Below are 8,451 nucleotides of genomic sequence, written 5' to 3'. Positions count from 1 at the left end.
GGGGAACGGGGAGGCGGCGGGGCGCCGAGCGGGGATGCCTGCCGGGCCGTCCGCCCGGACTCGTCAGTGGGTGCCACGGTGCAAGTCTCGCCCATGCCGTCGGCGGCCCGGCACCGGCCCGTGGTCTTCGCGTCCCGTCAGCGCCTCTCCTGCGGAACGTCCATGACCTGGCAGACCACCCGCCACACGTCCTTGGCGTCCCAGCCCGCCGCCAGCGCCTCGTGCACCGTGCGTCCGCCGAGCTCCGACATCACGTGGTCGCGCGCGAAGGTGTCGGCGTATCCCGTGCCGAAGTGCTCCGCCATCCGCTCCCAGAAGACCGTCAACCGCATGCCCCCAGTATTCCGCCCCGGGACGGGGCGGCGGGCACGGCACCCGCCGCCCCGCCGTCACCCGGTCAGGGCCCGCACCCCGGCCGTCACCACCACGGCCGCGGCGACGACGACCAGGAAGGGTGCCCGCAGCACCAGTGCCACGGCGGCGGCCCCGAGCCCGGCGGCCCGGGCGTCCAGCACGAGCGCCTGCCCGTCGGCGAACGTCTGCTGGGCGGTGAGCGCGGCCAGCAGGGCGACGGGCAGCAGCGCGGAGAGCCGCTTCACCAGCGGCCGCTCCAGGACCCCCGCCGGAACGAGCAGCCCGGCCAGCTTGACGGCGTAGCAGCCGACGGCGGTCACGGCCACCGCGATCCAGACGCTCAACGGTCCTCCTCCCGCTCCTCGTCACGGGTGCCGCCCGCACGGCGGCCCTTCAGGTACAGCACGGCCGGTGCGGCGAGCGCGGCGGCCAGGACCGGCACCCCGGCCGGCAGCACGGGCAGCAGCCCGAGGCCCAGGAGCACGGCCCCGGCGGCGACCGCCCGCTCGGTGGAGGTCTTCAGCATGGGGGCCAGCAGCGCCAGGAACACCGCGGGTCCGGCCGCGTCCAGGCCCCATGCCTCGGTGTCGCCGAGTGCCTCGGCGCCCAGCGCGCCGAGCAGCGTGGTGAGGTTCCACAGCGCGTACAGGGTGAGCCCGGTGACGGTGAAGCCGATCCGGGCGCCGCGCCGCGTGGGCTGGGCCAGCGTGACCGCGGTGGTCTCGTCGATGACCCACTGGGCGGCCAGGGGCCGCACCGCGCGCGGGAGGGCCAGCAACTGCGACAGGCGCAGCCCGTAGAAGGCGTTGCGCACCCCCAGGAAGAAGGCGCCCGCGGCCGCCGTGAACGGGTTGCTTCCGGCCGCCAGCGCCCCCACCAGGGCGAACTGGGAGGCACCGGTGAACACCAGCAGGCTGAGCGCACAGCTTTGCAGGACTGTGAGCCCGCTGCCCGCCGCGGTCACCCCGAAGGCGAACCCGGAGAGTCCGACGGCGACCCCGACTCCGAGGGCGTCCCGTACGACGGCGGCGTCGGGTCTCCCTGCGCTTTCGGTGTGTATGTCCGTGTCTGTGAGAGCTGTCTGTCGTGCCACGCCGCCGAGGGTAGAAAAAGCCTGGACCGCGCGTCTTGTACGTTCTTGCGCTCACGCTGGTAGGCCCCCGGGGGCACGCCGACGATCCGGGAGAAGTGCCGGCTCAGGTGCGACTGGTCGGTGAAGCCCACGGCGACGGCGGCCTGGGCGGGCGGGGTGCCCGCGTCCAGCAGGTGCCGGGCCCTGCGCACCCGGGCGTCGGTCAGCCAGGCGTGCGGCGGCATCCCGTAGGCGTCGCGGAAGGCCCGCAGCAGCGCGAACGGGCTGCTGCCCAGGTCGGCCGCCAGTCTCTCCAGGCTCGGCGGATCGGCCATCCGCTCCTCCAGGACGGCACGCGCGCGTGCCGCGGTCCGTGCTCCCGCGGTCCGCACCTCCCGCTGCGGCAGCGCACCGCCGTTGAGCCTGAGCAGCCGGGTCACGGCGGCCCGCAGCAGGGTGTCGGCCGCCAGCGCGTTCCCCTCGTCGGCGGCCCGCAGCACCTGGTGCACCAGTGCGACGGCGTACGGATCGTCGAGCACCGGGCTGACGAACCCCGGTGTCCCGCGGATGCGCGTGGTCTCCGCCGCGATCTCGGCGACCAGGGCGGGCGCCGGATACACGGCGCCGTACCGCCAGCCCTCGGGCACCCCCGCCCGCCCGGTGTGCGGCGTGTCGGGATTGATCAGCGCGAGCGCCCCGGCCCCGGCGTACTGGTCGCTTCCCCGGTGGTGGAACACCTCGATGCCCTCGGTGATGGCGGCGATCACGAAGTGCTCGTGCGTGTGGCGCACGAACTCCTTGCGGATGTAGCGGGCCCGCAGCAGATCGACACCGGGCAGTTCCTCGTACTGCCAGTGCCGCGCCCGCTCCTTGGCCGTTCCCGCCATGCATCGATTCTCCGTCGTCCCGTCCCCGGCGCGTCCCCGTCCCGCCGCCGCGGCGGTGCGGACACGGGGCCGCCTCCGGACCGCGGCGCGCCCGGCCGAAGGAGGCCATGGTCCGGAACGCGGCTCCGGGCGACAAGGCCGCGGCGCGCCGGACCGAGGGGCGCTGTCAGTGGCCGGGTGCAGGATGGACGCATGGTCGGCGACGCTCACCGGGCCCTCGAAGGCTTCTCCCCCGCGACCCGCAACTGGTTCACGGGGGCCTTCCCCGCGCCCACCGCGGCCCAGGCGGGCGCCTGGCAGGCCATCAACGGCGGCTCGGACGTGCTGGTGGTCGCCCCGACCGGTTCCGGCAAGACCCTGGCCGCCTTCCTCTCCGCCCTGGACCGGCTGGCCTCCGCCCCGCCGCCCGCCGACCCGAGGAAGCGCTGCCGGGTGCTGTACGTCTCCCCGCTCAAGGCCCTGGCCGTCGACGTGGAGCGCAATCTGCGCAGCCCCCTCACCGGCATCCGCCAGGAGTCCGTCCGGCTGGGGCTGCCCGAACCGGAGGTGCGGGTCGGCATCCGCTCCGGCGACACCCCGGCCGCCGAGCGCCGCACCCTGGCCACCCGCCCGCCGGACATCCTGATCACCACACCCGAGTCGCTGTTCTTGATGCTGACGTCGTCCATGCGCGAAGCGCTGACCGGGGTGGAGACGGTGATCCTGGACGAGGTGCACGCGGTCGCCGGCACCAAGCGCGGCGCCCATCTGGCGCTGTCCCTGGAGCGCCTGGACGCGCTGCTGCCCGCGCCGGCCCGCCGCATCGGGCTGTCCGCGACCGTCCGCCCGGTCGACGAGGTCGCCCGCTTTCTGTCGCCGCGCCGCAAGGTGGAGATCGTCCAGCCGGAGTCCGCCAAGGAGTTCGACCTGTCGGTGGTCGTACCGGTCGAGGACCTGGGCGAGCTGGGCGGCTCCCCGGTCGCCGACGCCGGCGACGGGGCGGAGCGGCCGTCGATCTGGCCGCACGTCGAGGAGCGGATCGCCGACCTGGTCCAGGCCCACCGCTCGACGATCGTGTTCGCCAACTCCCGGCGGCTCGCCGAGCGCCTGTGCAACCGGCTCAACGAGATCGCCTACGAGCGGGCGACCGGCCGGCCCCTGGACGAGCACCATTCCCCGGCCGAGCTGATGGGCGGCTCGGGCGCCGCGCACGGCGCGCCCCCGGTCATCGCGCGCGCCCACCACGGCTCGGTCTCCAAGGAGCAGCGCGCCCTGGTCGAGGAGGACCTCAAGGCGGGCCGGCTCCCGGCGGTGGTCGCCACCTCCAGCCTGGAGCTGGGCATCGACATGGGCGCCGTGGACCTCGTCGTCCAGGTGGAGTCCCCGCCGTCCGTGGCCTCCGGGCTGCAGCGCGTCGGCCGCGCGGGCCATCAGGTCGGCGCGGTCTCCACCGGCGTGATCTTCCCGAAGTACCGCGGCGACCTGGTCCAGGCCGCGGTGGTCACCGAGCGGATGCGCGCGGGCGCCATCGAGTCCCTGAAGGTGCCCGCCAACCCGCTGGACGTGCTCGCCCAGCAGCTGGTGGCGATGACGGCGATGGACTCCTGGCAGGTCGACGACCTGCTCGCCCTGGTCCGCCGGGCGGCGCCGTTCGCCTCGCTGCCGGAGTCGGCGTTCACGGCCGTCCTCGACATGCTCGCCGGGCGCTATCCGTCCGACGCGTTCGCGGAACTGCGCCCGCGCGTGGTGTGGGACCGCGTGACGGGCACGGTCACCGGCCGCCCCGGCGCGCAGCGCCTCGCCGTGACCTCCGGGGGCACGATCCCCGACCGCGGCCTGTTCGGGGTGTTCCTCGCCGGTTCCGACCCCAAGAAGGGCGGCGGCCGGGTCGGCGAGCTGGACGAGGAGATGGTCTACGAGTCCCGGGTCGGCGACGTCTTCACGCTCGGCACGAGCTCCTGGCGCATCGAGGACATCACCCGCGACCGGGTCCTGGTCTCCCCCGCGCCGGGCGTACCGGGCCGGCTGCCGTTCTGGAAGGGCGACCAGCTGGGCCGCCCGCTGGAGCTGGGCCGTGCGGTGGGCGCGTTCCTGCGCGAGGTCGGTTCCCTGCCCCCGAAGGACGCCCGGCGCAGGCTCCTGACGGCCGGCCTCGACGCATGGGCCGCGGACAACGTCCTGGCGTACCTGGACGAGCAGCGCGAGGCCTGCGGTCATGTTCCCGACGACCGGACGATCGTCGTGGAGCGCTTCCGCGACGAGCTGGGCGACTGGCGGGTCGTGGTGCACTCCCCCTTCGGCGCCCAGGTGCACGCCCCGTGGGCGCTGGCGCTCGGCGCCCGCCTGTCCGAGCGGTACGGCATGGACGCGCAGGTCATGCACGCCGACGACGGCATCGTGCTGCGTCTGCCGGACGCCGATCTGCTGGGCCTCGACCTGCTCGGCCAGGAGCAGCCGGTGACGGCCGGTCCGGAGTACGACGCCGAGCAGGCCCCCGTCGGCGCGGCGGACGTCGTCTTCGACAAGGACGAGGTCGAGCGGATCGTCACCGACCAGGTCGGCGGCTCGGCCCTGTTCGCGTCCCGTTTCCGCGAGTGCGCCGCCCGTGCGCTGCTGCTGCCGCGCCGCAGTCCGGGCAAGCGCACCCCGCTGTGGCAGCAGCGCCAGCGCGCCGCCCAACTGCTCCAGGTGGCCAGTGGATTCGGCTCGTTCCCGATCGTGCTGGAGGCGGTTCGCGAATGCCTCCAGGACGTCTTCGACGTCCCGGGCCTGGTCGAGCTGATGGGCGACATCGAGTCCCGCAGGGTGCGCCTGGTCGAGGTCACCACGCCCGAGCCGTCGCCCTTCGCCCGCTCGCTGCTCTTCGGGTACGTCGCCCAGTTCCTGTACGAGGGGGACTCGCCGCTCGCCGAGCGCCGTGCCGCCGCGCTGTCGCTGGACTCACGGCTGCTGGCCGAGCTGCTGGGCCAGGCGGAGCTGCGCGAACTGCTCGACGCCGAGGTGCTGGCCGAACTGGAGCGGGAGCTGCAGTGGCTGACCGAGGACCGGCGCGTCAAGGACGTCGAGGGCGTCGCCGACGTCCTGCGGCTGCTCGGTCCGCTCACCGACGCCGAACTGGCCGAGCGCGGCGCCGAACCGGGCTGGGCGCAGGAACTGGCCCGGGCCCGCCGGGCCATCCGGGTCCGGATCGCCGGGACCGACCACTGGGCCGCGATCGAGGACGCGGGCCGGCTGCGCGACGCGCTCGGCACCGCGCTGCCGGTGGGGGTCCCGGAGGCGTTCACCGAGCCGGTGGAGGACCCCCTGGGCGACCTTCTCGCGCGCTACGCCCGCACCCACGGCCCGTTCACCTCGGCGACGGCCGCGGCCCGCTTCGGCCTGGGCGTGGCGGTCACCGAGGGCGCGCTGCGGCGGCTCGCGGCGAACGGCCGTGTCGTCCAGGGCGAGTTCCATCCGGCGGGCATCGGGCAGGAGTGGTGCGACGCGACCGTGCTGCGCCGGCTGCGCCGCCGTTCGCTGGCCGCGCTGCGGCACGAGCTGGAGCCGGTGCCGCCGGCCGCGCTGGCCCGGTTCCTGCCGCAGTGGCAGCACATCGGCGCGGGGCACGGGCTGCGCGGCATCGACGGACTGGTGCGTGCCATCGAGCAGTTGCAGGGTGCGCCCGTGCCCGCCTCCGCGCTGGAGAAGCTGGTCCTGCCGTCCCGCGTGACGGACTACACGCCCTCGATGCTCGACGAACTCACCGCCACCGGCGAGGTGGTGTGGGCGGGCGCGGGCGCACTGCCCGGCAAGGACGGCTGGGTCTCGCTGTATCTGGCGGACACGGCCCCGCTGCTCCTGCCGCCGGCGCACCCCCTGGAGCCGACCGCCCTGCACCAGTCCGTCCTGGACGCCCTCTCCGGCGGCTACGGCCTGTTCTTCCGCCAGATCGCCGACCGGGTCCGCGCGACCACCCACCCCGAGGTCACGGATCCCCAACTCGCCGAGGCCCTGTGGGACCTGGCCTGGTCCGGACGGCTCACCAACGACACGCTCGCGCCGATGCGCGCGCTGCTCGGCTCGGGCCGCACCGCCGGTTCCACGGCCCATCGGGCCAGGCGCACGGTCCCGCGCGGGCGTTACGGCTCCCTGACGGCCGCCGCCCGTCCCGCCTCCCGCAACGGTCCGCCGACCGTCGCCGGCCGCTGGTCGCTGCTGCCCGCCCGCGACCCCGATCCCACCGTGCGCGCCCACGCACTGGCCCGCACCCTTCTCGACCGGCACGGCGTGGTCACCCGGGGAGCGGTGGCGGCGGAGGGCGTCGAGGGCGGGTTCGCGGCGGTGTACCGGGTCCTGTCCGCCTTCGAGGACAGCGGCCAGGCCCGGCGGGGCTATGTGGTGGAGGGGCTGGGCGCCGCCCAGTTCGCGATGGACGGCGCGGTCGACCGTCTGCGCGCGGTGGCAGGCGCCCGTGAGCGGGGCGGGAGCCCGGCCGGTGCGGACGTGCCAGGCGGCTTCCCTCCCGCCGAGGGCTTCGGCGCCGGCCCGGACGGCGCCTTCGGGCGGCCGGACGCCGGACGGCCCGCACCGGGCGAGTACGTCTCGCCCCGGGACCTCGCCCCACCGGGTCAGGGCGGCCCACAAGACGACGGGCGGCTCTTCGCGTACGGCTCCGGGGCCGGTCCGGCCGGCCGCCGTGGCCGTACCGCCGCCGGCTCCCGGGCGGTCGTCCTGGCCGCCGCCGACCCCGCGAACGCCTACGGCGCCGCGCTGCCCTGGCCCGAGCCCCCGGCCGGAGCGGGGCACAAGCCGGGCCGCAAGGCCGGTTCCCTGGTGGTGCTCGTGGACGGCGAGCTGACGCTCTACATGGAGCGCGGCGGCAAGACCCTGCTGGCCTGGCCCGACGGCCCGGACGGCACCGGCGACGGCCCGCGCCTGCGGGAGGCCGCCGAGGCGCTCGCCGCGGCCGCCCGCGCGGGCTCGCTGGGCACGGTCACCGTGGAGCGCGTCAACGGCGCCTCGGCGCTGACCTCTCCCCTCGGCGCCCTCCTGGAGGAGGCGGGCTTCGTGGCCACCCCGCGCGGTCTGCGTCTGCGCGCCTGAGCCGGCCGCCGCGGACGCGCACCCGCCCGCCCGCACGTGCCACCCTTGACCCATGCCCGAAGGCGACACGGTCTGGCAGGCCGCGAGACGGCTGCACGACGCCCTCGCGGGCAAGGTGCTGACCCTCAGCGACTTCCGGGTGCCGAAGTACGCCACGGTCGACCTCACCGGCCGGGCCGTGCTGGACACGGTCTCGCGCGGCAAGCACCTGCTCACCCGCTTCGAGGGCGGTCTGACCCTGCACTCGCACCTGCGGATGGAGGGCGCCTGGAAGGTGTACGGCGCCGGTGAGCGCTGGAGGGGCGGCCCCGCCCATCAGATCCGCGTCGTGCTCGGCACCGCCGACCGCACGGCCGTCGGCTACCGTCTGCAGGTCCTGGAGCTGCTGCGCACCGCCGAGGAGGGGCGGGCCGTCGCCCATCTCGGCCCGGACCTTCTCGGCCCGGACTGGGACCCCGAGCTGGCCCTGGCCCATGTCCTCGCCGACCCGGGCCGCCCCCTGGGCGAGGCCCTGCTCGACCAGCGCAATCTCGCCGGCATCGGCAACGTCTACAAGAGCGAGCTCTGCTTCCTGCTCGGGGTCACCCCGTGGCTGCCCGTCGGGGCCCTGCCCGCCGACCGGGCCGCGAAGCTGCCCGTCCTGGCCAAGCGGCTCCTGGAGGCCAACCGCGACCGCGCGGTCCGCCGGACCACGGGTCTGCCCGGCCAGAACCTGTTCGTCTACGGCCGCGCACCGCGTCCCTGCCTGCGCTGCGGCACCTCCGTCCGCGTGGCCGACCAGGGCGACCGCTCCCGGGAGCGCCCCACCTACTGGTGCCCCGCCTGCCAGTCCGGTCCGGCACCGGCGCCGGACGTCCCGCGGGGGCGGCGGACATCCCACGGCCGTTAACCGGCCGCCGCCCCGCCGGAGCGCCGGTCCGGACGGCACGACGCCGCCGCGTCGTCCGGCATCTCCCCCGGCGTCCTCTCCGGCTTCCTCCCCGTGCTCCTCCCCCGCCTTCTCTCGGGCCGCTCCTTGTGCGCGCAGTGCACCGGCAGCACGCTCAGCCCCCATCCCCGGGCCGCGATCGTCCCCTC

6 protein-coding genes and 1 pseudogene are annotated in these 8,451 nt (G+C 75.7%); 2 read left to right on the top strand and 5 right to left on the bottom strand.

Annotated elements, in window-relative coordinates; genetic code table 11:
- Positions 1-137: 137 nt before the first annotated feature.
- Genes CCN35_RS25910 through CCN35_RS25895 form a run of 4 tightly spaced genes read right to left on the bottom strand, consistent with a single transcriptional unit; the run spans position 138 to position 2,313 of the window.
- Positions 138-332, bottom strand: a complete 195-nt coding sequence (locus tag CCN35_RS25910; RefSeq protein WP_067393437.1) for a DUF3046 domain-containing protein — start codon at positions 330-332, stop codon at positions 138-140.
- Between the two features lie 57 nt (positions 333-389).
- Entirely contained in the window at positions 390-698 is a 309-nt protein-coding gene (locus tag CCN35_RS25905) for an AzlD domain-containing protein (protein ID WP_067393440.1), read from the bottom strand.
- A complete protein-coding gene (locus CCN35_RS25900) occupies positions 695-1,414 on the bottom strand; it encodes an AzlC family ABC transporter permease (protein ID WP_236560595.1) in 720 nt (239 codons plus the stop codon). Before CCN35_RS25900 ends, CCN35_RS25905 begins: the two co-directional genes overlap by 4 nt.
- A complete protein-coding gene (locus CCN35_RS25895) occupies positions 1,315-2,313 on the bottom strand; it encodes an AraC family transcriptional regulator (protein WP_067393447.1) in 999 nt (332 codons plus the stop codon). The genes CCN35_RS25900 and CCN35_RS25895 overlap by 100 nt, the downstream gene beginning before the upstream one ends.
- Positions 2,314-2,505: 192 nt before the next feature.
- Between CCN35_RS25895 and CCN35_RS25890 the strand changes: the two genes are divergently transcribed.
- Together CCN35_RS25890 and CCN35_RS25885 are read left to right on the top strand one after the other, a co-directional pair.
- Complete coding sequence (locus CCN35_RS25890; protein WP_086794530.1) at positions 2,506-7,374, top strand: ATP-dependent helicase; 4,869 nt, start codon at positions 2,506-2,508, stop codon at positions 7,372-7,374.
- 52 nt (positions 7,375-7,426) lie between these two features.
- Positions 7,427-8,263 (top strand): Fpg/Nei family DNA glycosylase, encoded by an 837-nt coding sequence (locus CCN35_RS25885; RefSeq protein ID WP_086794528.1) that lies wholly within the window; start codon positions 7,427-7,429, stop codon positions 8,261-8,263.
- Here CCN35_RS25885 and CCN35_RS29015 read toward each other — a convergent pair.
- A pseudogene (locus tag CCN35_RS29015) lies at positions 8,260-8,451 on the bottom strand (hypothetical protein); the annotation flags it as partial. The gene CCN35_RS25885 and the pseudogene CCN35_RS29015 overlap by 4 nt on opposite strands.

The sequence above is a fragment of the Streptomyces thermovulgaris genome (assembly GCF_002155915.1).
Taxonomy (GTDB): domain Bacteria; phylum Actinomycetota; class Actinomycetes; order Streptomycetales; family Streptomycetaceae; genus Streptomyces; species Streptomyces thermovulgaris.
This window is presented reverse-complemented; position numbering and strand designations above follow the sequence as displayed.

Excerpts from the sequence above, each read along its gene's own strand:
- CCN35_RS25895 (WP_067393447.1), bottom strand. The coding sequence starts at position 2,313 with ATGGCGGGAACGGCCAAGGAGCGGGCGCGGCACTGGCAGTACGAGGAA.
- CCN35_RS25890 (WP_086794530.1), top strand. The coding sequence starts at position 2,506 with ATGGTCGGCGACGCTCACCGGGCCCTCGAAGGCTTCTCCCCCGCGACC.
- CCN35_RS25910 (WP_067393437.1), bottom strand. The coding sequence starts at position 332 with ATGCGGTTGACGGTCTTCTGGGAGCGGATGGCGGAGCACTTCGGCACG.
- CCN35_RS25885 (WP_086794528.1), top strand. The coding sequence starts at position 7,427 with ATGCCCGAAGGCGACACGGTCTGGCAGGCCGCGAGACGGCTGCACGAC.